This window comes from Variovorax glacialis, from assembly GCF_051216375.1.
Taxonomy (GTDB): Bacteria; Pseudomonadota; Gammaproteobacteria; order Burkholderiales; family Burkholderiaceae_C; genus Variovorax.
In genome coordinates, this window is the sequence record NZ_JBPJZT010000002.1 from 543,681 (window position 1) to 568,620 (window position 24,940).

Annotated in this window: 24 protein-coding genes; 16 read left to right on the forward strand and 8 right to left on the reverse strand. The window is 68.1% G+C overall.

Annotated features, from left to right (window positions below; genetic code table 11):
- Positions 1 to 102 precede the first annotated feature (102 nt).
- Positions 103 to 645 (reverse strand): OmpA family protein, encoded by a 543-nt coding sequence (locus ACSFBL_RS06970; protein ID WP_435515011.1) that lies wholly within the window; start codon positions 643 to 645, stop codon positions 103 to 105.
- A 117-nt stretch (positions 646 to 762) separates the two neighbouring features.
- Here ACSFBL_RS06970 and ACSFBL_RS06975 point away from each other — a divergent pair, with 117 nt between their 5' ends.
- The gene (locus ACSFBL_RS06975; protein ID WP_435515012.1) at positions 763 to 1,425 is read left to right on the forward strand and encodes a gamma-glutamylcyclotransferase; all 663 of its coding nucleotides are present in this window, start codon (positions 763 to 765) and stop codon (positions 1,423 to 1,425) included.
- Between the two features lie 2 nt (positions 1,426 to 1,427).
- Positions 1,428 to 1,964: a superoxide dismutase family protein gene (locus ACSFBL_RS06980; RefSeq protein WP_435515013.1), complete on the forward strand. Its 537-nt coding sequence runs from the start codon at positions 1,428 to 1,430 to the stop codon at positions 1,962 to 1,964.
- Here ACSFBL_RS06980 and ACSFBL_RS06985 read toward each other — a convergent pair.
- Positions 1,951 to 2,526, reverse strand: a complete 576-nt coding sequence (locus ACSFBL_RS06985; RefSeq protein ID WP_435515014.1) for a nucleotidyltransferase family protein — start codon at positions 2,524 to 2,526, stop codon at positions 1,951 to 1,953. The genes ACSFBL_RS06980 and ACSFBL_RS06985 overlap by 14 nt on opposite strands.
- A 23-nt stretch (positions 2,527 to 2,549) precedes the next feature.
- On the opposite strand from ACSFBL_RS06985, the gene pdxH reads away from it, so the two are divergent.
- The gene (pdxH, locus tag ACSFBL_RS06990) at positions 2,550 to 3,218 is read left to right on the forward strand and encodes a pyridoxamine 5'-phosphate oxidase (RefSeq protein WP_435515015.1); all 669 of its coding nucleotides are present in this window, start codon (positions 2,550 to 2,552) and stop codon (positions 3,216 to 3,218) included.
- Between the two features lie 10 nt (positions 3,219 to 3,228).
- On the opposite strand, the gene ACSFBL_RS06995 is transcribed toward pdxH, so the two are convergent.
- Positions 3,229 to 4,179, reverse strand: a complete 951-nt coding sequence (locus ACSFBL_RS06995) for an AEC family transporter (RefSeq protein WP_435515016.1) — start codon at positions 4,177 to 4,179, stop codon at positions 3,229 to 3,231.
- Positions 4,180 to 4,236: 57 nt separating this feature from the next.
- On the reverse strand, positions 4,237 to 4,545 hold the full coding sequence (locus ACSFBL_RS07000) for an acylphosphatase (protein ID WP_435515017.1): 309 nt from the start codon (positions 4,543 to 4,545) through the stop codon (positions 4,237 to 4,239).
- Between the two features lie 284 nt (positions 4,546 to 4,829).
- Between ACSFBL_RS07000 and ACSFBL_RS07005 the strand changes: the two genes are divergently transcribed.
- The 6 genes from ACSFBL_RS07005 (at position 4,830) to ACSFBL_RS07030 (ending at position 12,778) form a co-directional block, all read left to right on the forward strand.
- Positions 4,830 to 5,507 (forward strand): TetR/AcrR family transcriptional regulator, encoded by a 678-nt coding sequence (locus ACSFBL_RS07005; protein ID WP_435515018.1) that lies wholly within the window; start codon positions 4,830 to 4,832, stop codon positions 5,505 to 5,507.
- The gene (locus ACSFBL_RS07010) at positions 5,504 to 6,676 is read left to right on the forward strand and encodes an efflux RND transporter periplasmic adaptor subunit (RefSeq protein WP_435515019.1); all 1,173 of its coding nucleotides are present in this window, start codon (positions 5,504 to 5,506) and stop codon (positions 6,674 to 6,676) included. The genes ACSFBL_RS07005 and ACSFBL_RS07010 overlap by 4 nt, the downstream gene beginning before the upstream one ends.
- A gap of 13 nt (positions 6,677 to 6,689) precedes the next feature.
- Positions 6,690 to 9,908 (forward strand): efflux RND transporter permease subunit, encoded by a 3,219-nt coding sequence (locus ACSFBL_RS07015; protein ID WP_435515020.1) that lies wholly within the window; start codon positions 6,690 to 6,692, stop codon positions 9,906 to 9,908.
- 24 nt (positions 9,909 to 9,932) lie between these two features.
- Positions 9,933 to 10,616, forward strand: a complete 684-nt coding sequence (locus ACSFBL_RS07020; RefSeq protein WP_435515021.1) for a protein-L-isoaspartate O-methyltransferase family protein — start codon at positions 9,933 to 9,935, stop codon at positions 10,614 to 10,616.
- Between the two features lie 13 nt (positions 10,617 to 10,629).
- Entirely contained in the window at positions 10,630 to 10,968 is a 339-nt protein-coding gene (locus ACSFBL_RS07025) for a rhodanese-like domain-containing protein (protein WP_435515022.1), read from the forward strand.
- A 277-nt stretch (positions 10,969 to 11,245) separates the two neighbouring features.
- Positions 11,246 to 12,778 (forward strand): TolC family outer membrane protein, encoded by a 1,533-nt coding sequence (locus ACSFBL_RS07030; RefSeq protein ID WP_435515023.1) that lies wholly within the window; start codon positions 11,246 to 11,248, stop codon positions 12,776 to 12,778.
- Here ACSFBL_RS07030 and ACSFBL_RS07035 read toward each other — a convergent pair.
- Entirely contained in the window at positions 12,708 to 13,682 is a 975-nt protein-coding gene (locus ACSFBL_RS07035; protein WP_435515335.1) for a LysR family transcriptional regulator, read from the reverse strand. The genes ACSFBL_RS07030 and ACSFBL_RS07035 overlap by 71 nt on opposite strands.
- Positions 13,683 to 13,766: 84 nt before the next feature.
- On the opposite strand from ACSFBL_RS07035, the gene ACSFBL_RS07040 reads away from it, so the two are divergent.
- Positions 13,767 to 14,750: a Bug family tripartite tricarboxylate transporter substrate binding protein gene (locus tag ACSFBL_RS07040; RefSeq protein ID WP_435515024.1), complete on the forward strand. Its 984-nt coding sequence runs from the start codon at positions 13,767 to 13,769 to the stop codon at positions 14,748 to 14,750.
- 290 nt (positions 14,751 to 15,040) lie between these two features.
- On the forward strand, positions 15,041 to 16,087 hold the full coding sequence (locus ACSFBL_RS07045; protein WP_435515025.1) for an autotransporter family protein: 1,047 nt from the start codon (positions 15,041 to 15,043) through the stop codon (positions 16,085 to 16,087).
- Between the two features lie 143 nt (positions 16,088 to 16,230).
- On the opposite strand, the gene ACSFBL_RS07050 is transcribed toward ACSFBL_RS07045, so the two are convergent.
- Together ACSFBL_RS07050 and ACSFBL_RS07055 are read right to left on the reverse strand one after the other, a co-directional pair.
- A complete protein-coding gene (locus ACSFBL_RS07050; RefSeq protein ID WP_435515026.1) occupies positions 16,231 to 17,586 on the reverse strand; it encodes a 3-deoxy-D-manno-octulosonic acid transferase in 1,356 nt (451 codons plus the stop codon).
- Between the two features lie 10 nt (positions 17,587 to 17,596).
- Positions 17,597 to 18,979 carry a phosphomannomutase/phosphoglucomutase gene (locus ACSFBL_RS07055; RefSeq protein ID WP_435515027.1) on the reverse strand — a complete coding sequence of 461 codons (1,383 nt, stop codon included), beginning with the start codon at positions 18,977 to 18,979 and terminating at the stop codon, positions 17,597 to 17,599.
- 112 nt (positions 18,980 to 19,091) lie between these two features.
- Between ACSFBL_RS07055 and ACSFBL_RS07060 the strand changes: the two genes are divergently transcribed.
- Genes ACSFBL_RS07060 through ACSFBL_RS07070 form a run of 3 tightly spaced genes read left to right on the forward strand, consistent with a single transcriptional unit; the run spans position 19,092 to position 22,113 of the window.
- Positions 19,092 to 20,642, forward strand: coding sequence for a DNA-3-methyladenine glycosylase 2 family protein (locus tag ACSFBL_RS07060; RefSeq protein WP_435515028.1), 1,551 nt, complete (start codon positions 19,092 to 19,094; stop codon positions 20,640 to 20,642).
- Positions 20,643 to 20,647: 5 nt separating this feature from the next.
- Positions 20,648 to 21,145: a methylated-DNA--[protein]-cysteine S-methyltransferase gene (locus ACSFBL_RS07065; protein ID WP_435515029.1), complete on the forward strand. Its 498-nt coding sequence runs from the start codon at positions 20,648 to 20,650 to the stop codon at positions 21,143 to 21,145.
- 50 nt (positions 21,146 to 21,195) lie between these two features.
- On the forward strand, positions 21,196 to 22,113 hold the full coding sequence (locus tag ACSFBL_RS07070; RefSeq protein WP_435515336.1) for a DMT family transporter: 918 nt from the start codon (positions 21,196 to 21,198) through the stop codon (positions 22,111 to 22,113).
- A gap of 10 nt (positions 22,114 to 22,123) precedes the next feature.
- Here ACSFBL_RS07070 and ACSFBL_RS07075 read toward each other — a convergent pair whose 3' ends face one another.
- Positions 22,124 to 22,795, reverse strand: coding sequence for a DUF1345 domain-containing protein (locus ACSFBL_RS07075; RefSeq protein ID WP_435515030.1), 672 nt, complete (start codon positions 22,793 to 22,795; stop codon positions 22,124 to 22,126).
- Between the two features lie 122 nt (positions 22,796 to 22,917).
- Here ACSFBL_RS07075 and ACSFBL_RS07080 point away from each other — a divergent pair, with 122 nt between their 5' ends.
- Together ACSFBL_RS07080 and ACSFBL_RS07085 are read left to right on the forward strand one after the other, a co-directional pair.
- Positions 22,918 to 23,658 (forward strand): c-type cytochrome, encoded by a 741-nt coding sequence (locus ACSFBL_RS07080; protein WP_435515031.1) that lies wholly within the window; start codon positions 22,918 to 22,920, stop codon positions 23,656 to 23,658.
- A 7-nt stretch (positions 23,659 to 23,665) separates the two neighbouring features.
- A complete protein-coding gene (locus ACSFBL_RS07085) occupies positions 23,666 to 24,940 on the forward strand; it encodes a c-type cytochrome (protein WP_435515032.1) in 1,275 nt (424 codons plus the stop codon).

The following is a 24,940-nucleotide window of genomic DNA, read 5'->3' on the forward strand; positions in this document are numbered from 1 at the left end:
CCGGAAATACCGCGGAACCGGCTTCGCCGGGCGGCCGGTATTGCCCCCGGCAGGGGGTGGGCGGAGCGACACGAAGTGCGCGCAGCCTGGGGGCGAGCTTGATCAGTCCACCAACTTGACTTCGACGCGGCGGGCTTCGGCGTTGTTGCCTGAACCGGCGCTGACTTCCGGCTTCTTCATTTCGACCTTGTTGGCCGGAACGCCGAGGCCGGTCAACACATCGCGCACCATCTCGGCGCGCTTCTTGGCGAGTTGTTCGTTGATGGCGGGGTCGCCGGTCGTGTCGTGGAAGCCCGAGACGACCGCCTTGTGGCCGCTCTCGACGCCCTTGATCACGGCGGCCAGCGCCTCGGCGGCACCTGGCGCCAGGTCGGCGCTGGCGGTCGCGAAGTAGAAATTGACGATACCGCCCACGACGCGGATGCTCGCGCCATCGGGGACAACGACCGTCACGGTTTCCGTCACGACAGCGATGGTGGTCCTCGGGGCCGCGGCCGCAACCACGGGCTGTGCCGGCGCGCCGGCCACATGGCTCTTGTGATACAGCACGATCCCGATCACGAAGAAGATCACCAGGGCGATCAGACCCATGACGAAAGCGAGAATGAAGTTCTGCTGGCTCTCGTCGTCGACTGTGGCGGACATGGGAGGATCTCCGTAGTTGAGGGGTCGGTAAATAATGGTGCGGTGAACCATGACCGCCAAATTGTAGGCGTCGCCCCTCCGGCTGCGGGCGACCCCGGGCCGCCCGGCCTGGACCCCATGCCGAAACCCCTGCGCGACCCCAAGCCCATGCTCGACCGCGTGATCGCCGAATGGGGCGGACACGAGGACCTCTGGCTCTTCGGCTACGGCTCGCTGATCTGGCGGCCCGATTTCGGCTTCGTCGAAAGGCATCCCGCGCGGGTTCACGGCTGGCACCGCGCGCTCAAGATGTGGAGCCGGGTCAATCGCGGCACGATCGAGAACCCCGGGCTGGTGTTCGGCCTGCTGTCGGGCGGCAGTTGCCGCGGCATGGTCTTCCGCGTGCCCGCGGCGGACGGCCTCGAAACGCTCGGCCGCCTGTGGTTGCGCGAGATGCCCACCGGCGTCTACGACCCCAGGTGGCTTGAATGCGTCACGCCGCATTCCACCGTGCGCGCGCTGGCCTTTACGCTGTCGCGACGAAGCCCCAATTTCACCGGCGGACTGAGCGACGAGCGCTACCGCCAGATTTTCGAGAGCGCCGTCGGCCGCTACGGCAGTTCGCTGGACTACGCGCAGCAGACCTTGCTGGAACTCAAGCGCCACGCCATCCATGACGCGGCGCTCGCGCGGCTCTGCAAGCTTGCGGAGTCCCGAATGTCGGCACAGGCCGACAGCGGGGCGCCGCATGCTCCGGTATACCCTCCCTCATCCGAATCCGAACCAACATCCAAGGAGTAACCATGTCCCGTCGCTTCATCGCCCCCGCGGCAGCCCTCTTCGCGGCCAGTGTCCTCGCCGCCTGCGGCACCATGGGGTCCGGGGCGAGCGTCACGGCCAACCTGGCGCCCACGGGTGCGATCTCGCCGAATCTGACCATGGGCAAGGTGAACTTCAAGGCGCTTGAACATGGCGTGCGCGTGGAGGGTGAAGTTCGCGGCCTGCCGCCGGGCACCGAGCACGGCTTCCACATCCACGAAAAGGGCGATTGCGGCGACAACGGCAATGCCTCCGGCGGTCATTTCAATCCTTCCGGCGGCACGCACGGGAAGTTCGCCGCGCCCGGCAGCCATGCGGGCGAACTGCCCAGCCTGGTGGCCGATTCGAGCGGCGTGGCGCGCTTCAGCGTCGACGTCCACACGATCTCGCTGACCGAAGGCGCCGCCAACAACGTGGTCGGCCGCGCGCTGGTGGTGCACCGCGACCGCGACGACTTCACGACGCAACCCGCCGGCAATTCCGGCCCGCGCATCGCCTGCGCCGTGATCACGCGCGGCTGAGGCGCTCCCGCATCAAGGTCTCGGCAAGAGCGAGTTCCTCGGGCGTGTCGATGTCGGTCACGATGCCGATGTCGTCGACCTCCACTTCGACTACCTGTTTCGCGTCTCTCAGCGCCCGCAGGATCGGCGCCGCGCCCAGATTGCCGGACAGCGCGGCGAGCTGTGGCCCGCAGCGCGCGGCGAAACCGACCGGGTGCCCTCTCCCGCCGCGGTAGTGCGGCTGGGCCGCGAGTGCCGGATCGACCAGCGCACGCGCCACGGCCTGCAAGGTGGCCGGCTGCACCAGAGGCAGATCGGCCGGAAGAATAAGCCAGCCCCCGGCATCGGCCGTGGCGCGCACGGCGGCGGCGATGGAATCGCCCATGCCCGGATGCCCCACGTCCTCCAGATGCCAAGGCAGGCCGCTGGCGCGCACGGCGGCCAGCGTGTGCGCCAGCACCGTCGCGCCGGCGAGATCGGCCTGCAGCTTGTGCCCGATGCCGCCCGCGGCCCGGAAGCGCTCCCCCCTGCCCGAGGCGAGCACGATGACGATGGGAGACAAGGACCCGGACGCACTGTTCATGGCCCGCAGTATCTCCGCTTCGCATGCGCAACAATGGCGACATGATGAGTTCCCCCAACGAAGCGCTGGCCGCGCTGCGCAAGAGCTACGAGCGCGCCGAGCTCGACGAGACCAGCAGCGCCGGCGACCCGCTGCAGCAGTTCGAGCGCTGGCTGGCCGAAGCCATCGACGCGAAGCTGCCCGAGCCCAATGCGATGACCCTGGCCACCGTCGGCGGCGACCTGCGGCCCTCCACCCGCATCGTGCTGATCAAGGGCTACGACGCGCGCGGCATCGTCTGGTACACCAACTACAACAGCCGCAAGGGCCGGGACCTCGCGGGCAATCCGTGGGCCGCGCTCCAGTTCCACTGGGTCGAGCTGGAGCGCGTCGTGCGCATCGAGGGCCGCGTCGAAAAGGTCGGCGATGCCGAAAGCGACGCCTACTTCGCGAGCCGCCCGCTCGATTCGCGCATCGGCGCCTGGGCCAGTCCGCAGAGCGAGGTGATCAGCGGACGCGACGTGCTGGTGAAGAACGCCGCCATCCAGGCGGCCAGGCACTTGCTCTCGCCACCGCGCCCGCCGCACTGGGGCGGCTTGCGGCTGGTGCCCGATCAGTGGGAGTTCTGGCAGGGGCGCAAGAGCCGCCTGCACGACCGCCTTCGCTATCGCCAGGAAGACGGCGAATGGGTCCGCGAGCGCCTTGCGCCCTGAGGCCGCGCATCTACAGGAATCGATTGGCGAGCGCCATCACCGCCGAGAGCGTGACCAGCGCCAGCCCGGTGGACACCACCACGCTCGCCGTCACCAGTTCTTCCGCCGTGCGGTAGCGCTGCGAGAACAAGAACACATTCGCGCCGATCGGCAGCGCCGCCGCCACGACCATCACGATCAGCGGCAACCCGCGCAGTCCCAGCGCGAGGCCGATGCCCATGGTCAGCAGCGGATGCACGACGTTCTTGACCACGGCCTGAACCAGCGCGCCGCGCCAGTGCGCGCCGACCGGCGTCAGCGCGAGCGTGATGCCGACCATGACCAGCGCGACCGGACTGAAGGCGCCGCCGAGCAAGGCGATCGGCGTGTCGATGGCCTGGGGCATGCGGAGGCCGGTCTGCGCGAACAGCAGGCCCGCGATGATCGGCAACGGCACCGGATGGATGATCGCGTTGTAGAGCGCCCGGCCCACGGTGTGCATCATCGAGCGGCGCTCCTCACCGCTCGTCGATGCATGCTCGTGGGCCACCGCGAGTTCGAGCACCACGGTCGCGCTCGTCAGCAGCACCAGCGAATGCAGCGAGATCAGCGTGAGCAGCACGATCGTCCCGTCGGGGCCGTAAGCGAGGCCGATGAGCGCGATGCCGATCATCACGGTGTTGCTGTAGGTGTTGGCGAGCGCAAGCACGGCGGCTGTCCGGTTGAAGCCGCGCCACAGCATCGTGGCCGCGAAGATCAGCCCCGCAGCGATGAAGTACGCGGCAACCGGCCGCAGGCTCAGTTGCTCCACATGCACCGTGCTCATCGACCGGAACAGGAGCGCGGGCGCGAGCAGCAGGAAGATCAGGTTCGACAGGTCCCGCACCGCCTTGCCGCCGACCCATCCGCGCCGCCCTGCCAGGTAGCCCGCGGCGATGAGCAGGACGACGGGCAGGAGCGAGGAAAGTACGGATGAATTCACCGCGGCGAGGATACATGGCGCGCACCTTCGCGCCGCCGCACGCTTCGAGGGGCGAGCCTAGACGGTGGGCAGTCGCTCGAACTGGTCGAGCCGATCGACGGGTGACCGCAGCGAGTTGACTTCGAGGCTGTCGACGACTGCCGACGGCACGCCGTTGCGCAGCCAGCCGCACATCTCGGCAAGCTGCTCCGGCGTCCCCTGCACCATGATTTCCACCGAACCGTCGGAACGGTTGCGGACCCAGCCCGTGATGCCCAGCGCGCGCGCGTGATGCACGCAGGTCTCCCGGAAGCCGACGCCCTGCACGATGCCGCGCACGCGGGCCAATCGGCTTTCCACCGAACTGTCATGGTCTTCAGGGCGCATGGGCCGACTCCGCGAGTTCCACATTCCTTCCGCTTCCGGCATCGAGTTGCAGTGCCAACGGCCCGATGGTTGCGCCCTTGCATTCGCCCGGAAAACGGTAGTTTCCCTCTGGAGCCTTTCGACCTACGCGAGGGCACGCCACGCGAGACGCAAGAGTCGCGCCTGCGCACAGAGACGCGACCCGTCCACCCTCCGGTTGCCGAGGTGAACCCGGCATGGGCACGGCTTGACGCAATCAAGGCGCCTCACTACATTACTAACCCGCCAGTCATTAACTCTCCCCCATGCCCGCCCCCCGATTCCTCAGCGACAAGCTTTGCGCCGTGCGTACCAAGCGCGAGCGTCGCAAGGACGCCCGTCCCGGCGAGCTGCTCGAAGCGGCCCTGGACCTCTTCGTCGACAAGGGTTTCGCCGCCACCCGATCGGAAGAAGTCGCCGCCCGCGCCGGCGTATCGAAGGGCACCCTGTTCCTCTATTTTCCGAGCAAGGAAGAGCTGTTCAAGGCCGTGGTCATCGAGAACCTCGCCGGACGCTTCACCGAGTGGAACAAGGAATTCGACGAATACGAAGGCACCACGGCCGACATGCTGCGCTACTGCATGCGCGTCTGGTGGGAGCGCGTCGGTTCGACCAAGGCCTCGGGCCTGACCAAGCTCATGATGAGCGAGGGACGGAACTTCCCCGAACTGGCCGAGTTCTATCGGCGCGAAGTGGTGCGGCCCGGCCATGACCTGCTGCGACGCATCCTGCGACGCGGCGTCGACAGCGGCGAATTCGCCCCGGTCGACGTCGACCACGCCATCTACACCGTCATCGCGCCGATGATCTTCCTCATGCTCACCAAGCATGCGGCTGCCATCTGCGTCGATGGCGAAACCCAGATAGACCCCGAGAAATACCTGGCGATCCAGGCCGAGACCGTGCTGCACGGGCTTTGCGTGTCGCCGAGAGCGCCTGCATGAAAAGAAGTCTGAAGTGGGTCATTGCGGCCCTGGTCCTCATCCTCGTCGTCGGCGGTGTCCTGCGTGCCGTCGGTGCGCGCAAGGCGCACCAGGCCGCCATCGCCGCGGGCGACACCGCCAAGGAAACCGTCGTCGAGCTTTCGGCCGCCGACGTGGTCAAGGTCAAGCGCCGCGAAGTGGCGGAAGTGCTGTCGGTGTCGGGCACCCTGAAGGCGGTCGACTCGGCCCAGGTCAAAGCCCGCGTAGCCGGCGAACTGATCGGCCTCACGGTGCGCGAAGGCGACAACGTCACCGCCGGACAAGTCATCGCACGCATCGATCCGATCGAATACCAGTCGCGCGTGCGCCAAGCGCAGGAGCAGGCCGATTCGGCCCGCGCGCAGGCCGAGGTGGCGCAGCGCACCTTCGACAACAACAAGGCGCTGGTCGACCAGGGCTTCATCTCCCGGACCGCGCTGGAGACGTCACAGTCGAACCTCAATTCCGCGTTGTCCACCCATCGCGCGGCGCTCGCTGCCGTGGAAATGGCGCGCAAGTCGCTCGACGACACGGTCCTCAAGAGCCCCATCACAGGCCAGGTCTCCCAGCGGCTCGCGCAATCGGGCGAGCGCGTGGGCATCGACACGAAGGTGATCGAAGTGGTCGACCTGAGCCGCATCGAGGTCGAGGCCACGGTCGCGGCGGCCGATTCGGTGGCGGTGCGCGTGGGTCAGCGCGCGACGCTGCAGATCGAGGGCAGCAGCGTGGTCGATCCCAAGAGCGGCGAACGCAGCGTCGGCGCCAGCGTCGTGCGCGTCAACCCGAGCGCGCAGGCGGGCAGCCGCAGCGTGCTGGTCTACCTGCGGCTGGATCGAAGTACCGGCTTCCGCCAGGGCCTGTTCGCACAGGGCACGATCGATGTGGGCCGCACCGAGACGCTTGCGTTGCCGCTGTCCGCGGTGCGCACCGACAAGCCCGCGCCCTACGTCCAGCTCGTGATCGACGGACGCATCGTGCACCGCCAGGTCGAGACCGGCCTGCGGGGCCTCGCGAACGGCCAGACGATGATCGCGGTGAGCGGCATCGACGATGGATCGATCGCCGTGGCCGGCAGCGTCGGCCCGCTGCGCGACGGCACGGCCGTGCGCCTGGCGCCGATTGCGGCGACCACCCCCCGCACCGCGCCCTGAGCGACGCAGCGCCATGTGGTTTACCCGCGTCAGTCTCAAGAATCCCGTCTTCGCGACGATGCTCATGCTCGCACTGGTGGTGCTGGGCATGTTCTCGTACCAGCGTCTGCAAGTCGACCAGTTTCCGAACATCGATTTCCCGGTGGTCGTGGTCATCACCGAATACCCCGGCGCCTCGCCAGAAATCGTCGAGAGCGAGGTCACCAAGAAGATCGAGGAAGGCGTCAACTCGATCGCCGGCATCAACGCCCTTACCTCGCGCAGCTACGAGGGCCAGTCGGTCGTCATCATCGAATTCCAGCTCTACGTGGATGGCCGCAAGGCCGCCGACGACGTGCGCGAGAAAGTCGCAGCGGTACGGCCGCTGTTCCGCGACGAGGTGAAGGAGCCGCGCGTGCTGCGCTTCGACCCGGCCTCGCGCGCCGTGTGGTCGGTCGCCGTGCTGCCCGAGGGCGACAAGGACGAGCAGCCGAGCGCGGTCGAACTGACCAACTGGGCCGACCAGGTATTGAAGAAGCGCCTGGAGAACGTGCGCGGCGTCGGCTCCGTCACGCTGGTCGGCGGCACCAAGCGCGAGATCAACATCTACCTGAATCCGCAGGCCATGGAGGCCTTCGGCGTGAGCGCGAGCCAGGTGGTCGATGCAGTGCGCAGCGAGAACCAGGCACTGCCGGTCGGCTCGGTGCGCTCGCTCGAACAGGACCGCGTGGTGCAGATCGACGCACGCATGGAGCGCCCCGAGGACTTTGGCCGCATCATCGTCACGCGCAAGGGCGGCGCACCGATCCGCGTCGACCAGATCGCGACCGTGAGCGACGGCGCGCAGGAGCTCGACAGCCTCGCGCTCTACAACGGCCAGCGCACGCTGCTGCTGTCGGTTCAGAAGGCGCAGGACGAGAACACCATCCAGGTGGTCGACGGACTGCAGAAGGCCATCGCCGAGATCAAGCCGCAATTGCCGCCGGGCGTGCGGCTCGAACCCATCGCCGATGCCTCGCGGCCGATCCGCGTCGCGGTCGAGAACGTGCGGCGCACGCTGATCGAGGGCGCCGTGCTCACGGTGCTGATCGTGTTCCTCTTCCTGAACTCGTGGCGCTCCACCGTCATCACCGGCCTGACCCTGCCGATCGCGCTGATCGGCACCTTCTGGTTCATGGCGATGTTCGGCTTCACGATCAACATGATCACGCTGATGGCGCTGTCGCTGTGCGTGGGCCTGCTGATCGACGACGCGATCGTGGTGCGCGAGAACATCGTGCGCCATGTGCAGATGGGCAAGGGCCCCTTCCAGGCCTCGCTCGACGGTACGCAGGAGATCGGGCTCGCGGTGCTGGCGACCACGCTGTCGATCGTCGCGGTGTTCCTGCCGATCGGCTTCATGGAAGGCATCATCGGCAAGTTCTTCCACGAGTTCGGCATCACGATCGTCGCGGCGGTGATGATCTCGATGTTCGTGAGCTTCACGCTCGATCCGATGCTCTCCAGCGTCTGGCACGACCCTGCGATCGACAAGCATGGCAAGCGCGACGCGCCCGTCACCTTCTACGACAAGACCATCGGCCGCGTGACCGGCTGGTTCGACCGCGCGACGGAGCGACTGGCCGAGGGCTACCAGTCCATCCTGCGCTGGGCGCTGGTGCACAAGCTGGCGACGCTGGGCGCGGCGCTGGGCATCTTCATCGCGAGCATCTTCATGGTGCCGCTGCTCGGCACGGAGTTCGTGCCCAAGGCCGACTACTCCGAGACGGCCATCAACTTCTACACGCCGGTCGGCTCCTCGCTCGAAGTGACCGAAGCCAAGGCGCGCCAGGTCGAGGCCGTGCTGCGCGACATGCCGGAGGTGCGCTACACGCTCACCACCATCAACACCGGCGATGCGCAGGGCAAGATGTACGCGAGCATCTACGTGCGGCTGGTCGACCGCAAGGCGCGCAACCGCAGCGTCGACCAGATGTCGACGGTGCTGCGCGAGCGCCTGCGCTCGGTGCCCGGCATCACGGTCACGCACGTGGGCCTGCGCGACTCCGTGGGCGGCAACAAGCCCATCGAGTTCTCGCTGCAAGGCCCCGACCTGAAGGAACTCGAACGGCTGACCGCGAAGGTGATGGAGGCGATCCGCCCGATCCCGGGGCTGGTCGATCTCGATTCGAGCCAGAAGCCGAACAAGCCGACGGTCAGCGTCGTCATCCGGCGCGATGCCGCTTCGGACCTCGGCCTCGGCGTGACGCCCATCGCCACTGCCCTGCGCACGCTGGTCGCCGGCACCACCGTGGGCAACTGGCGCGCACCCGACGACCAGACCTACGACGTCAACGTGCGGCTTGCGCCCGAGGTGCGCAATTCGCCGCAGGACCTGGCCCGCCTGCCCTTCGTCAGCACGGCCGTGGGCGCGAACGCCGACGGATCGAGCCGCATCGTGCGCCTGTCGCAGGTGGCCGAGGTGCGCGAATCGACCGGCCCCAACCAGATCAATCGCCGCGCGCTCGCACGCGAAGTCAGCATCAATGCCAACGTCGACGGCCGCTCGGCGGGCGAAGTCTCGGCCGAGATCCGCACGGCACTGGCCGGCATCGCGTTCCCGCCGGGCTATGGCTGGCAGTTCAGCGGCTCGACCAAGAACATGCAGGAATCCTTCGGCTATGCCGTGTCCGCGCTGGCGCTCGCGATCATCTTCATCTACATGATCCTGGCGAGCCAGTTCAAGAGCTTCCTGCAGCCGCTGGCGCTGATGACGGCGCTGCCGCTCACGCTGATCGGCGTCGTGCTGGCGCTGCTGCTGTTCGGCTCGACGCTGTCGATGTTCTCGATCATCGGCGTGGTGATGCTGATGGGCCTGGTCACGAAGAACGCGATCCTGCTGGTGGACTTCGCCATCCGCGCGCGCGAGCCCGGCGTGGCGGACGACGGCAGCACGGTGCCCGGCCTTCCGCGCGCCGAAGCGCTGCTGCTCGCCGCACGGGTGCGGCTGCGGCCCATCCTGATGACGACGCTGGCGATGATCTTCGGCATGGTGCCGCTGGCCTTCGCGATCACCGAAGGTTCGGAGCAGCGCGCGCCCATGGGCCAGGCCGTGATCGGAGGCGTGATCACCTCGTCGCTGCTGACGCTGGTGGTCGTGCCGGTCGTCTATTGCTACATGGACGACCTCGCGAACTGGGCCCGCCGGCGCTGGAACCGCAAGCCTGCGGCGGAGCCCGCGAAGCCCATGCCTAAAATTGAGGGTTTGTCCTGAGTCCCCGCCACTAGGAAGAATCACATGAATCCCACACCGACCCTGGAGCGCCTGCGCTTCAACATGATCGAACAGCAGATCCGCCCCTGGGATGTGCTCGACCTCGACATCCTGGACCTGCTCAACAACATCCGGCGCGAGGACTACGTGCCGCAAGCGCACCGCGCGCTGGCCTTCTTCGACATGGAAATCCCGCTGGAAGGCGCCACGGCCAAGGAGGCCGGCCAATGCATGCTGTCGCCCAAGGTCGAAGCGCGCGTGCTCCAGGACCTGCACATCCAAAAGCACGAATCGGTGCTCGAGATCGGCACCGGCTCCGGCTTCATGGCCGCCCTGCTCGCCCACCGCGCGGCCCAGGTGCTGACGCTGGAGATCGACCCCGGGCTTGCCGCCGCCGCCGCCGAGAAACTGCGTCGCAATGGCGTGATGAACGTGGAAGTGCGCCATGCCGACGGCGCCCAGCCGCTGCCCAGCGGCCCGACCTTCGACGTGATCGTGCTGAGCGGCTCGGTCGCACGCATTCCCCAGGGATTGCTCGGTTCGCTCAAGCAAGGCGGCCGACTGGCGGCTGTCGTCGGCGACGAACCGATGATGCGCGCCCACTTCGTCACCCGCACCAGCGAAGGCAAGTGGGAAACCATCCAGCCGTGGGACACGGTGGCACCGCGCTTGCTCAACTTCCCGGCGCCTTCGCGCTTCAACTTCTGATCCGCACGATTTCATGATCGACCAAATTCGTCCGGCCGAGCTTGCCGACTGGTTCGCCCGCAATCCGAGCGCCACGCCGGTGGTCCTGGACGTCCGCGAGCCCTGGGAGTTGCACACCGCCAGCGTGGTGCCCCAGGGCTTCACCCTGGCGACGATCCCGATGAACGAGATCCCGGCCCGCGTCGCCGAACTCGATGCCGGGCAGCGCATCGCCTGCCTGTGCCATCACGGCGCGCGCAGCCAGCGCGTCGCCGCCTTCCTGGCCCAGAGCGGGTTTGCGGAGGTGGCGAACATTGCCGGTGGCATCGATGCGTGGTCGGCGCAACACGATCCCTCCATCCCAAGGTACTGATGCTCGGTACCGATGCTCGCCCCCAGGCTTGCCCACTTCGTGTCGCTTCGCCCACCCCCTACCGGGGGCAACACCAGCGGCCCGGCGAAGCCGGATCCGCGGTGTTCCTGGACTCGCCCCCAGGCTTTGCGCACTTCGTGTCGCTTCGCCCACCCCCGACCGGGGGCAACACCAGCGGCCCGGCGAAGCCGGATCCGCGGTGTTCCTGGCTTCTGTCGCGTGACGGCGGCGATGCATTGCAACCTGCTACTGCTATTGATTTCTTCAAGGACGTTTCATGCCCGTTCCCAGGCCTCTTCCTCTTTCGGCAGCGCTCGCGACGGTGTTCGCAGCGGCGATGGCACTGCCGGCTCATGGCCAGAGCCTGATCGAACTTTATGACTCGGCGCGGGGCTACGACGCGACCTACCAGGCGGCGCGTGCGCAATACGACGCGAGCCTGGCGCGGGCGGCGCAGGCCAAGGCGGGCATCCTGCCGGCGGTGGGGCTGTCGGCCAATGCGTCGGCCACGCATCAGGAACTGTCGACCGACAACCTCTCGGTGACTCGCGGCTTCCCGAACCAGTCCGCAGGCATCAATGCGACGCAGCCGCTGTACCGGCCCGCGAACTGGGCGGTCTACGAGCAGAGCAAGCGCCAGGTCGACATCGCCGAGGCCACGCTGACCATTGCCGAGCAGGATCTGGTCGTGCGCGTGAGCCAGGCCTACTTCGACGTGCTCTCCGCGCAGGACAGCCTTGCGCTCGTGCGCGCGCAGAAGATCGCGGTGGCCGAACAGCTCGCATCGGCCAAGCGGAACTTCGAGGTCGGCACGTCGACCATCACCGATACGCGCGAGGCGCAGGCCCGCTACGACCTCGTGATCGCCCAGGAGATCACGGCCGAGAACGACCTGCAGGTGCGCAAGATCGCGCTCGACCAACTGGTCGGCCGCCCGGGCGCGAACCCGACGCCTCTCGCCGCGCCCGTGGTGCTGCCGACGGTGCCGGCGGACATGAACACCTGGGTGCAGCAGGCCGAGGACGTGCACCCCGCCATCACGCAGGCGAAGCTCGGCCTCGAAGTGGCCAAGCTCGAAGTGGACAAGGCCCAGGCCGGCCACAAGCCCACGCTCGACGCGCAGCTTGGCTACAACGCCACGAACAACCCCAACGGCACGAGCACCAGCACCAGCACCGGCCGTGTGAACGTGCGGGCCGCGAGCATCGGCGTGGTGTTCAACCTGCCCCTGTTCGCAGGTTTCGCTACCGAAAACCGCATCAAGGAAACGCTGGCCCTCGAGGAGCAGCAGCGCCAGATCCTCGAATCGACCCGTCGCAGCGTGTCCCAGGCCACGCGCACGGCCTACCTCGGACTGATCTCGGGCGCGGGGCAGGTCAAGGCACTCGAAGCCGCCGAATCGTCCAGCCAGAGCGCACTCGATGCCAACCGGCTGGGCTACCAGGTCGGCGTGCGCATCAACATCGACGTGCTCAACTCGCAGAGCCAGCTCTTCCAGACCAAGCGCGACCTCGCGGTGGCGCGCTACAACGTGCTGGTGGGCAACCTGAAGCTGCGCCAGGCCAACGGCACCCTGACGCCGGGCGATCTCACCACCGTCAACGACACGCTGGCCACCAATGGCCGCGCGACCGTCGGCAGCGAGGCTTCGCCGTACCAGCCGTCCGCCGCCACGGTGAGCCCCATCCCGGTGCCCGCGAATCCGGTCTTCGTGGTTCCGCAGGTGACGACGCCACCCTTCAACCCGCAACCGCCGACGATGCCGGTGCCGCCCCCGCCGCCGGTGATCGTCGTGCCGCCTTCGCGCTAGCCGACGCATCCATCATCTCGTGCACCAGGCCTGAAAAGGCCAGGGCAGCCGGCGACAGCGTGCGGTTGGCCAGCATCACGATGCTGTAGTGCGTCTGCATGCGGGTCAGCCGCCTGATCGGCAGGCGCAGCAGCGATTCGGTGCCATGGTCCAGACCCGCGGTGTCGGTCGCGAGGATGACCGCGCGTGCCGTGAGTGCCAGGTGCCTCAGGGTTCCCAGGTCGTCGCAGACGATGTTGAAGACAGGGCGGTCCGTGCGCTTGACCTGCTTTTCGAAATGCGCGGCTACGCCCAGCGGGAGGTTGGGGCTGGCCACCGGGTAGTCCATCGCCTGCTCCAGCGTCACCTCCTCCAATTGCAGCAGCGGGTGATCCGCGCACACGAAGAATGACACCGACACGTTGGGCAGGCGCTTGAACTGCAGGCCCGGCTGCTTCTTGAGGTCGCGCGTATCGGCCACGAAGAGATCGAGTTGCCGTCGATGCAGCCGCTCGCTCAGCGTATTGGGGTCCGCTACCTCGATGCGCACGGCAAGCTGCGGATAGCGCTGCGTCATCAGCGACAGGGCCGGCCGGCCCAGCATGCCCGCGGCGAAAGGGCCGAGTCCCACCTGGAGACTGCCGGTGGAAAGGCCCTGGAGCAGCAGCACGTCCCGTTGCACCTGTTCGGCATCGGCGATCAGTTCGCGCGCCCGGGCCAGCACCAGCTCACCCGCGGCGGTGAAGCGCACCTGACCGTAGGCCCGGTCGACGAGACGGGCCTTGAGGTCTTCCTCCAGGTTCTCGATGCTGCGGGACAGCGCTGGTTGCGACAGATGCACCGCCTCGGCGGCCCGCCCGAAGCTGCCTTGCTCCGACAGCGCGATCAGATGGCGAAGCTGGCGAAGTTGAATTTTGCACTCCAGTTAAAAATCAACCTTCTATTTTGCATTGGCTATCAGTTTGGCTATTGCCCAGAATCGGGGATTCGACCAAGAAGGAGACAGCCGATGAAGACGGCGATGAAGTGGCAGGTGGCCGGCGTCCTGCTGGCAGGGCTTGCGTTGCAAGGAGCTGCCCGGGCCGACGACTTCCCGCGCAAGGCCGTCACCGTGGTCGTGCCCTATGCGGCAGGCGGCGGCACCGACGTGGTCGCGCGCTCGCTGGCCGAGCAGATGACGCGGCAGCTCGGCCAGCCGGTGATCATCGACAACAAGCCCGGGGCCGGCGGCATCCTTGGCACCAATGCGGTCGCCAAGGCCGCGCCGGACGGCTACACGGTGCTGGTCGGCCTCACCCAGTCACTGCTGACCAACCAGTTCCTCTACGACAGGTTGCCCTATGACCCGCGCAAGGAACTGGCCCTGGTCACGCAGATCGCGACCGCGCCGCTGATGCTGCTCGTGCCCGCCGCATCGAACATCCAGAACGTGGCCGACCTGCGGCGCGCCATGCGCGCGTCGGCCACCGGCGGCAACTGCGGCTCGTGGGGCGCGGGCTCCTATCCGCACCTGGCATGCGCCCACATGGCGCAATCGTGGAAGGCCGACATCACCCACGTCGCCTACAAGGGCGAGGCGCCGATGCTGCAGGACCTCGTGGGCGGGCAATTGAGCTTCACCTTCGGCAGCGTCGTCTCCGCGAAGGCCTACCTCGATGGCGGCAAGCTGCGCGCCATCGCCATCACCGGGGAGCAGCGCATGCCGATCCTGCCCAACGTGCCGACTTTCGCCGAAGCCGGCTTCAAGGATCCGGAATACAGGATCTCCGGCTGGCTCGCACTGGCGGTTCCGCGAGGCACGCCGAAGCCGGTGGTCGCGCGTCTGCAACAGGCGGCGCAGCAGGCCATCACCTCGACGGAGCTCGCCAAGCGCTTCGAATTGCTGGGCATGGTGCCGATGGCCACCACGGCCGAACAATTTCGCCTGAACTACGACGCCGACTGGCCCGTCTGGGAAAGACTGGTGAAAGTTTCCGGGGCGAGGCTGGACTGACTCCCGCTCGCGCACGAATCGCTCTCGATGCTGGACGAATTCGAACCCACGTTCAATATCGACGAACCGTGAACTCGTTGACGGAACGCCACATTCCGCCTGCCGGTAAGTGACGACTCCGATGGACCCGCGCACAATGGTTCGAGCCGTCCGGCACCCCAGATTGCCGGGCTTGTCCGAAGGAGGGTTCGGCCATGCGATGTGCATCTCCGCGAGTGCCTGGCACAGGCACTTCAGCCCGGCGGTCCGCCGGCGGGCTGGGAGCGCACGTTGCCCGGGCCAGCACACGAGTGGCCGCCGCTGCCGCACTCTGCATGGGCAGTTGCGGCGCCTTCGCGCAGTGCAGCCCCACCCCCGCTGGCGCCACGGGCCTCTGCAATCCCCAAGCCAGCGTCGCCGCCCTCGCGCGGCCGCAAACCGGCGCCTACATGGGCATTCAGCGCATGACGAGCTTCGCCTTCGTGCAAAGCCTGCAAGATCGTTGGGGCGACCCGCTGCAGGTCAGCCCTGGCAATGCCTGGCTCCGCGCCGGCGGCCAGGGGCCGAGTTCGACCAGCGCCGATGGCCGCTTCAACACCGACAGCAGAGGCTGGGTGCTTCAAGGCGGCGGGGACGTGGCGAAATGGTCGCTGTTCGGCGGCGCGGACCGTCTGCACCTCGGCGCGATGGCCGGCTACACCAGCGGGAGCACGGACTCCACCGCGCTCGGCAATCCGATCCAGGCGCGCGGCGAATTCTCCGGCGGTGGGGTTGGCGCATACGGCACCTGGTACCAGAACGACCGGACCCAGCTCGGCTGGTACACGGACGTGTGGGGCCAGTACGCCCGGTTCAACAACACGGTCGATACCGGCCTCCTCTTCGATCGCACGGGCTACGACTCGCACATCAGCATGTTCTCGGCCGAGGCCGGCTATGCCATGCCGCTCGGAGAGTCCGGCAAGTGGGTGCTCGAACCGCAGGGCCAGATCATCTACCTGCACAACCATTCGCATATCGCGCTGGAACCGAATGGCCTCGCGGTCAAGGGCGCCCATCGCAGCGCGTACACGTCGAGGCTGGGGCTGCGGCTGCGCAGCACCTCCAGTCCCGATTGGGGCTGGGGTGTCCGCCCCTATGCGGCGTTCAACTGGTGGTACGACAACACGGGCGAGGAGCTCACGGTCAACCAGTTCTCGGTGCGCGACCTGTACCCGAGCAGCCGGTATGAGCTGAAGGCTGGCGTCAATGTCGATCTCAAGCAAGGCTGGGCTGGCTGGGGCGACGTGGGATGGCAGTGGGGCAATCAGTCGTACCAAGCGTGGACGGTTCGCGGAGGCATGAAATACGCGTGGTAGCTGTTGCTCGCCCCCAGGCTCGCGCACTTCGTGTCGCTCTCCACCCCCTACCGGGGGCAACACCGGCAGCCCGGCGAAGCCGGTTCTGCGGTGTTTCTGGACTCGCGCCTAGGCGCGCTCACTTCGTGTCGCCGGCGGCCCCGCTATTCCAGGTGGGGTTCGGGGCGGTCTTCGGAGATCGGGGTGGCTTGTTCGGCTATGGCGAGCAGGGCGGCGGCGGTGCGTTGGGCGGCGCCGCGGTTGGCGGATGCGAAAGCGAGGGCGGCTTCGGACATGGCTTCGCGGCGTTCCTGTTTTTCGACGAGCTTCAGGGCGGCGGTGACGGCGTGCTCCATGTCGGCGACGCGCAGGGAGGCACCGGCGGACAAGGAGAGTTCGGCGGCTTCGGCGAAGTTGAAGGTGGAGGGGCCCATGATGACCGGGCAGCCACACGCTGCGGCCTCAATGAGGTTCTGGCCGCCGAGGGGCTCGAAGCTGCCGCCGAGGAGCGCCACGTCGGCCAGGCCGTAGTAGAGGGCCATCTCGCCGAGCGAATCGCCGAGCCAGATCTCGGCTTCCTTGGGGGCACCGGCGGCGCTGCGACGGGCGATCGCGAAGCCGTTGGATTCGACCAGGGCCGCCACTTCGTCGAAGCGCTGGGGATGGCGGGGCACGATCATCCATTGCACGTCGTGCACGCGCTTTGCGATGGACTGGATCGCATCCTGCTCGGGCGGGACGGGTGCGAGGGCGCCGAAGCGCTTGAGGACGTCGAGCAGTTGCTGCTCCTCGCCGTCGCGCGAGCTGGCGAAGACGACGATGGGGCGCGGCAGTTGGCCACGCAGTCGGGTCGCCGTCGCCAGTTGGCGGGCGTCGGGGGTGGCATCGAACTTGAGGTTGCCGAACACGCCGGCCACCTTGGCGCCGAGCGAGACCAGCCGGTGCGAATCGGCCTCGGTCTGGGCCCACACGGCCGCAAGGGATGAATAGGCGGGGCGCGCGAGCCACGCGAGGCGCTCCGCGCCGGCGAGCGACTTCTCGTTCAGGCGCGCATTGGCAAGCACCAGCGGAATTCCGCGTTCGGCGCAGGCGGCGGTCATCTCGGGCCAGACCTCGGTTTCCATCAGCACGCCGATGCGCGGACGGAAGCGGTCGAGAAAGCGCGCCACCGGCTCGGGCGCATCCCAGGGCTGCCACACCTGGAGGTCTCCGGATTCGAGCAGTTTGGCGCCCTCCTCGCGGCCCGTCGCCGTGCCGTTGGTCAGCAGGATCGGAATGCCCGGAAACTGCCGGCGCAACTCCTCGATGAGGATGCCGGCCGCGCGCGCCTCGCCGAGCGACACCGCATGGATCCAGCACCAGCCGGTGCCGTTGGCCGCTTCGTCGTAGTGGCCGAAGCGTTCCTCCACGGCAAGCGCATAGCCGGGCTCCGCCTCGGCGCGCCGCCGGAGCTTGCGGCGGACCAACGGTTGGGCCAGGGTGGTGAAAGCGCCATAGAGGCGCAGCAGCAACGAACGCACGCTCGATGGATCAGTGGGCGGCTTCGGCCAGGGTGGCGTCCGGCTTGGCGCTCTTGAGCAGCGCGAGCATCTCGCCCTCGATGCGATGGAGCGCGGCCTCGGTCTGGCCCTCGAAGCGCAGCACCAGCACCGGCGTGGTGTTCGACGCGCGGATCAGGCCGAAACCGTCGGGCCAGTCGACCCGCACGCCGTCGATGGTCGACACCTGGGCCGGCGCGGCGAACTTCGCGGTCTTGACGAGCTGGTCGACGACCGTGTGCGGCTCGCCCTCCGCGCATTTGACGTTGAGTTCGGGCGTCGAGAAACTGGTCGGCAGCGCGTTGAGCACGTCGCTGGCATTCGGGCTCTTGCTCAGGATCTCCAGCAGGCGGCAACCGGCATAGGTGCCGTCGTCGAAGCCGAACCAGCGTTCCTTGAAGAAGATGTGACCGCTCATCTCGCCGCCCAGCGGCGAATCGATCTCCTTCATCTTCGCCTTGATCAGCGAATGGCCGGTCTTGAAGATCAGCGGCTTGCCGCCGGCGGCCTCGATGGCCGGGCCCAGGCGCTGCGAGCACTTCACGTCGTAGACGATGGTGCCGCCCGGTGCGCGCGACAGCACATCCTGTGCGAACAGCATCATCTGGCGGTCCGGGTAGATGTTGTTGCCGTTCTTCGTCACGATGCCCAGGCGGTCGCCGTCTCCGTCGAAGGCCAGGCCCAGTTCGGCATCGCCCGACTGCAACGCCGCGATGAGATCCTTGAGGTTCTCCGGCTTGCTCGGATCGGGATGGTGGTTGGGAAAGTTGCCGTCGACCTCGCTGAAGAGTTCGGTGACTTCGCAGCCGATGGCGCGCAGGATCGCCGGGGCCGAGGCGCCCGCGATGCCGTTGCCGGAATCGACCACGATCTTGAGGGGACGCGCCAGCTTGATGTCGCCCACGATGCGCTGCGTGTAGGCCTCGGTCACGTCGACCTTGCGCACGCTGCCGCCGGGAGCGAGCTTCGCGCTGTCGGCTTCCATCACCTTGCGCAGGCCCTGGATCTCGTCGCCGTAGATGGCGCGGCCGGCCAGCACCATCTTGAACCCGTTGTAGTCCTTCGGATTGTGGCTGCCGGTGACCTGGATGCCGCTGCTGGCCAGCGTGTGGGCCGCAAAGTAGAGCATGGGCGTGGTCACTGCACCGACGTCGATCACCTCGATGCCGGTGGCCACCAGGCCATTGATCAGCGCTTCCACCAGTGCGGGGCCCGAGAGCCGCCCATCGCGCCCCACCGCCACCGACTTCTCCCCGGCCGCACGCGCCGCGCTGCCGAAGGCCCTGCCGAGTGCCTCGGCGACTTCCGCGTCGAGCGTGGTGGGAACCACGCCGCGGATGTCGTAGGCCTTGAAGATCGATGCGCTGAGTTGCATGAAGGCTTCCCCTGAGAAGTTCAAGAAATGAAGACCATTGTAGGCATGGCCTCCCGCGGCCAGATGTCCGGAAATGGCCAATCCTGCGCGTACGCCGCCGTATCATCCTTCCATGTCCCCCGCCCCAGCCTCCACCGCCGGACTCGAGAGCGACGCCTGCTACCTGGCCATGAAGGCGCACGATGCGCGCTTCGACGGCTCGTTCTTCACCGGCGTGACCTCCACCGGCGTCTATTGCCGTCCGGTCTGCCGCGTCAAGCTGCCGCGGCGCGAGAACTGCTGCTTCTTCCGCCATGCGGCGCAGGCCGAGGCGGCGGGATTCCGCCCCTGCCTGCGCTGCCGGCCCGAACTGGCGCCGCGAGCCGCGAGCTGGTCGACCGAAGACGCATCGCGCATCCTGGCCTTGCAAGCTGCGCGCCTGATCGACGAACCCGATGCCTGGTCCGAGGACGGACCCGGCGCGGCCCGCATCGCCGCGCGGCTCGGCGTCAGCGACCGGCACCTGCGCCGCATCTTCGAGACGCAATTCGGCGTATCGCCCCTCCAGTACCTGCAGACCCGCCGCCTGCTGGCCGCGAAACAGCTCATCGCCGATACGCGCCTGCCGATGACGCAGGTGGCGATGGCGAGCGGCTTCGCGAGCGTCCGGCGCTTCAATGCCGCCTTCCTGACGCACTATGGCCTCAACCCCAGTGCGCTGCGCCGTGCTGGTGCATCGGCAGGCGATCGCGAGGATGCGGCGGTGAACGTGCGCCTGGGCTACCGCCCGCCCTATGACGGCGATGCCATGCTTGACTTCTTCGCCCGACGTGCCTTGCGCGGCGTCGAGGTGCTGGGCGACGCAGGCGGGACACGACAGTTCGCGCGCACGCTGCGCGTGACGCAGGGCGGACGCACGCTCGAAGGATGGCTGCAGCTTCGCTTCGATAAGCAGCGCGAGCAGGTCCTGCTGCGGGTCGGCGAATCGCTCGCCGCGGTGCTGCCCACCGTGATCAGCCGCGTGCGCGCGATGCTCGATCTCGATGCGGACCCGATGGCCATCAACAGCGCCCTGCATGCGAGCTTCCCCTTCGGCGACGGATTGCGCGTGCCGGGCACGGTCGACGGCTTCGAGCTTGCGGTGCGCGCCGTGCTCGGCCAGCAGATCACCGTGGCCGCCGCGCGCACGCTGGGGACGCGGCTGGTGCAGGCCTTCGGCGAGCCGATCGTCACGCCGATCGAAGGACTCGACCGCCTGTTCCCCACGCCCGCCGCCATTGCCGGCGCCAGCGGCGACGCGCTCGGCCAACTTGGCATCGTGCGCCAGCGGCAGGCCGCCCTGCTCGCCGTGGCACGCGAAGTCCTGGACGGCCGCCTCGCGCTGCATGCCGGGGCGGACGTGCCTGCCACCCTCGCCGCCCTGCAGGCCTTGCCGGGCATCGGCGACTGGACGGCGCAGTACATCGCGATGCGCGCGCTGCGCTGGCCCGATGCCTTCCCGGCAGGCGACGTCGCGCTGCAGAAGGCGCTCGGCGTGACGACGGCGCGCGCCGCGGCGGAGGCCTCGCTCGCATGGCGGCCGTGGCGCGGCTACGCGGTGCTGCGCGCCTGGCACAGCCCCACGCCTTCTCCCGCGGCCGATGCGTCGGCCGTCTCATCCCCATCTTCCAGCGTCGCAGGTTGAACGCCATGAAATTCAGGAACGCCATCATCTTCACCACCCACATCGACAGCACGCTCGGCGGCATCACCCTGGCCGCGACGGACAAGGGCCTCGCCGGCGTCTGGTTCGACCAGCAACGCCACTGGCCCGACATGACGGGCTGGCAGGTCCGTGACGACCATCCGGTGCTGCGCGAGGCCGCTGCGCAACTGGGCGACTACTTCGCCGGTCGCCGGGATCGCTTCGACCTGCCGCTGGACCTCTCGCATGGCACGGCCTTCCAGCAATCGGTGTGGCAGGCACTGCTCGCCATCCCGGCGGGCAAGACGATCAGCTACGGCGCGCTCAGCGCCGGTGTCGGCAACCCGGCCGCCGTGCGCGCCGTCGGCGCGGCCGTGGGCCGCAATCCGATCAGCGTGATCGTGCCGTGCCACCGCGTGCTGGGTTCCGGTGGCTCGCTCACCGGCTATGCGGGCGGACTCGAACGCAAGGCCGCGCTCCTCGAACTGGAAGGCGCACTGTGAGCGAAGGCGAATGCACCGCTGAAATCGCCGCCGCCAAGCCCTCCGCCGCGATACCGAAGGCCAAGGCCGCACCCGCGGCCAGCCGCCGGTGGCTGGTGGATCTCGTGCTGCTGGGCATGCTGTGGGGCGCGTCCTTCCTGTTCATGCGCATCGGCGCCGCGGAGTTCGGCGCGCTGCCGACCGCGGCGGTGCGCGTCTGCATCGCGATGGTGTTCCTGTTTCCCCTGCTTTTCATGCGGGGGCAGTGGTCCAGTTTCAGGCAGCACTGGAAGCCGGCGCTCGGCATCGGGGTGCTCAACTCGGGCCTGCCCTTCGCGTTCTTCGCGTTCGGCTTGCTGACCATCAACAGCGGCCTCGCCGCGGTCATCAATGCGACCGTGCCGATGTTCGGCGCGCTGGTGGCATGGGGCTGGTTCGGCGACCGTCCGGACCGCTCGCGCATGCTGGGGCTGGTGATCGGCTTCGCGGGCGTCGCGATGCTGGCCGGCCGCAGCGCCGGCGTCCACTCGGGCGCGGACGAGAGCGCGGTGCGCTGGGCCATCGCGTCCTGCCTCGCCGCATGCATCTGCTATGCGTTCTCGGCGAGCCTCACACGCAAGCACCTGGTCGGCGTTCCGGCCCTCGCGACCGCGACGGGCAGCCAGATCGGCGCCACGCTGGCGCTCGCACTGCCCGCCATCTGGCTCTGGCCCGCGCAGATGCCGAGCCTGCGGGCATGGCTGGCGCTTATCGCCGTCGGCACCGCCTGCACCGGGCTGGCCTACATCCTCTTCTTCCGGCTGATCGAGGCCGCAGGACCGGCACGGGCGCTGACGGTGACCTTCCTGGTGCCGGTGTTCGCGCTGTTCTACGGGGCCGTGTTCCTCGGCGAGCAGATCACGCAGTGGATGCTGATCTGCGCGGTGGTGATCGTGTGCGGCGTTGCGCTGTCGACGGGGCTCGTCAAGCTGGGCCGCCGCACTGCCTGAGCGCCATGGCCTAGGCGTTCTGGATCAACGTGGCCACCACGTTGATCGAGAGCGCCAGCACCAGCATGTTGAAGGTGAACGAGACCACGCCGTGCACGAGCGTGATGCGCCGCATGTCGCGCGAGGTGACCTGGACGTCCGACACCTGCGAGGTCATGCCGACCACGAAGGAGTAGTAGAGGAAGTCGAAGTAGTCCGGATCCAGCTTGCCTGGGAAGTCCAGGCCCGGGGTCTCCTCCTCCGGATCGAGCTCCGCCTGGTAGTAGCGATGCGCATAGTGAAAGGCGTAGATCGTGTGGATCATCAGCCAGGAGCTTGCGAGCGCGATCAGGCCGAGCGTGATGAGGCCGATGCGCTCCACGCCTTGCAGGTGCGGCACCTGCCGGAGCAGCGTCAGGATCACCCCCACGCTCACGCTGGCGGCGACCAGCATGATGGCAAGAAGCCAGACCTTGGGCGGGTCCATCGACTGCGCACGCGAACGCGTGCGGTCGGCGTCCGAGGTCTCGGCCAGCCAGAAGGCGGGCAGCAGGTAGACCGCCGCGCAGGTGCACCATCCCGCGAGCACGCACGCCCCCGCGGCGAGCGGCGTGAGTCTCAGGGCAAGGCTGACGAGCAGGCCGACGGCGGCGGCACACAGGAGCCGCTGCCCCCCGGACATCATGACGATTTGCTGGCGCATGCGGCCACTGTAGCCTCTCTGCCTCTTGCAACGCATCCAACTGATCCGGTCGATTGGCGCGACACTGAGACTGTTCTTTTGCCGGGCAATGGGCGACAGTCACGAAAACCGATGATCCACGCATGAAGATCCCACGCCGTCTGCCGGCCTTGCCGCGATGCGTCGCAGGCGCGGTCGCGCTCGTCGCCGCAAGCCTGTGGCCGGCCCACGCCGCAGCGCCCGCGCCCGGGCACGTCCCCGACACCATCGAGCAGCGCGCGGCGGCCTGCATCGCCTGCCACGGCCGGGAAGGCTCGAGCACCGAGGCGGCCTACTTCCCCCGGCTGTCGGGCAAACCGGCGGCCTATCTCTTCAACCAGTTGCAGAGCTATCGGGACGGCCGCCGTTTCAACTCCGACATGACGCACATGGTCCAGCACCTGTCGGACGCCTACCTGCGCGAGATCGCGAACTACTTCGCCGGCATCGACCTGCCCTATCCGCCCGTGCCGACCACCACCGACGCGACGCCGCAGATGCTCGCGCACGGCAGGGCGCTGGTCTTCGAGGGCGATGCGGCGCGCGGCATTCCCGCCTGCGCGCAATGCCATGGCCAGGCGCTGACCGGCGTTCTGCCGGGCATTCCCGGGCTGGTCGGCCTGCCGCGCCTCTACCTGTCGTCGCAACTCGGTGCCTGGGTCACCAACGACCGCCACGCGCTCGAGCCCGACTGCATGGCGGAGGTGGGCCGCAAGCTCACGACGGCCGACATCAACGCCGTGACGAGCTGGCTGGTCATGCAACCCGTGCCGCCGAGCCCGAAGCCCGCGGCCAACCCGCCAAGCCCTGTGCCCATGGCGTGCAGCGCGCTGAATTTCCGTTGACCCCGCCATGCGCCGCCTCCTCTACCTGCTGACTTTTCTCGCCACGCTTGCCGTGCTGGCGGGACTGGCCATCGTCGCGCTCAACCTGCGCGGCGAAGACAAGCTGCCCAACCCTCCCGTCGCCTTCAACCCGACGCCGGACCAGATCGAACGCGGCCGCTACCTCGCGCTCGCCGGCAACTGCGCCGGCTGCCACACGGCGCGTGGCGGCGCGCCCTACGCGGGCGGCCTCGGCATCGAGACGCCATTCGGCACGATCTTCGCCAGCAACCTCACGCCGGACCCCAATGCCGGGATCGGCGGCTGGACCTCCGCGCACTTCTGGCGCGCATTGCACAACGGGCGGTCGAAGGACGGACGGCTGCTCTACCCGGCCTTCCCATATCCGAACTTCACCCGCGTGACGCGCGAGGATTCGGACGCGATCTTCGCGTACCTGCAGAGCATTCCGCCCTCCCCTACGCCGAACCACCCGCACGACCTTCGCTTTCCCTACGACACGCAACCGGCGCTCGCCGTGTGGCGGGCGCTTTCCTTCACGCCCGGTACCTTCGTGCCCGATCCGGCGCAGCCGGCCGAGTGGAACCGCGGCGCCTACCTCGTCGATGGCCTCGGGCATTGCATCGCCTGCCACGGCACGCGCAACGCGCTCGGCGCCACGCAGGAGAAGCTCGGCCTGTCGGGCGGCCTCATCGCGGTCGAGAACTGGTATGCGCCCTCGCTCACTTCGAAGCGCGAGGCGGGCGTTGCCGACTGGGACCCGAAGGACGTGGCCGAACTCCTCAAGAACGGCCGCTCGTCGCGGGGCTCGGTGATGGGCCCGATGGCGGACGTGGTGTTCGGCAGCACGCAGCATCTGGACGACGCCGACCTGCGCGCGATGGGCGTGTACCTGAAGACCTTGCCGAACACCGCGTCCGCAGCGCCGGCTTCGACTTCACCGACATCCCGCCGCGATCCGCGCGTGATGGAGCGCGGCGAGCGGATCTTCGACCAGCGCTGCGCCTATTGCCACGGCGACCAGGGGCAAGGCGCCGAAGGGGCCTACCCGCCGCTCGCGGGCAACCGCGCGGTGCTGATGGACTCCGCCGTCAACCTGATCCAGATCGTGCGGCATGGCGGCTTCCTGCCTTCGACGGGCGGCAATCCGCGCCCTTACGGCATGCCACCTTTCCGCTACGTGCTCGACGACACCGATGTCGCGGCCGTGCTGACCTACGTGCGCGGCTCGTGGGGCAACGATGCGCCGCCGGTCATGCCGCGCGACATGCTGCGCCGCTGA